This window comes from Halomonas sp. SIMBA_159 (assembly GCF_046536035.1).
Classification (GTDB): domain Bacteria; phylum Pseudomonadota; class Gammaproteobacteria; order Pseudomonadales; family Halomonadaceae; genus Vreelandella; species Vreelandella venusta_A.
Genome location: NZ_JAWJBT010001266.1, coordinates 1 through 246, shown reverse-complemented (window position 1 = coordinate 246; position 246 = coordinate 1). Strand labels below are relative to the sequence as shown.

The 246-nt window shown below is 68.7% G+C and carries 1 protein-coding gene; it reads right to left on the bottom strand.

Annotation, left to right across the window (positions count from 1 at the left end; genetic code table 11):
- On the bottom strand, positions 1 to 246 hold a 246-nt coding region (locus R0J87_RS23310), incomplete at both ends, for a hypothetical protein (RefSeq protein ID WP_498889346.1).

Here is a 246-nt window from a genome sequence, read left to right as displayed (position 1 = left end):
CTTATTCACGCCGGCGTAGACCAGCGACTCGAAATCAGCGACCGAGCCGGGGCCTTCCATCTGTCGGGCGGCGTTCACGGCGTGCGGCGCGTTCGCGGCGACGATGGCACCGATGGCGTCGCCGTCCTTGTCTTCGATGGCGGCCCGATAAACCGCGTCGCGCGCGTCCTCGCCGAGCTTGCCGCGAATGGCGTCAAGGGAGCCCTTCTGCTCCTGCGTGAAGTCCAGTGGGCGGCCGGTGTCGGC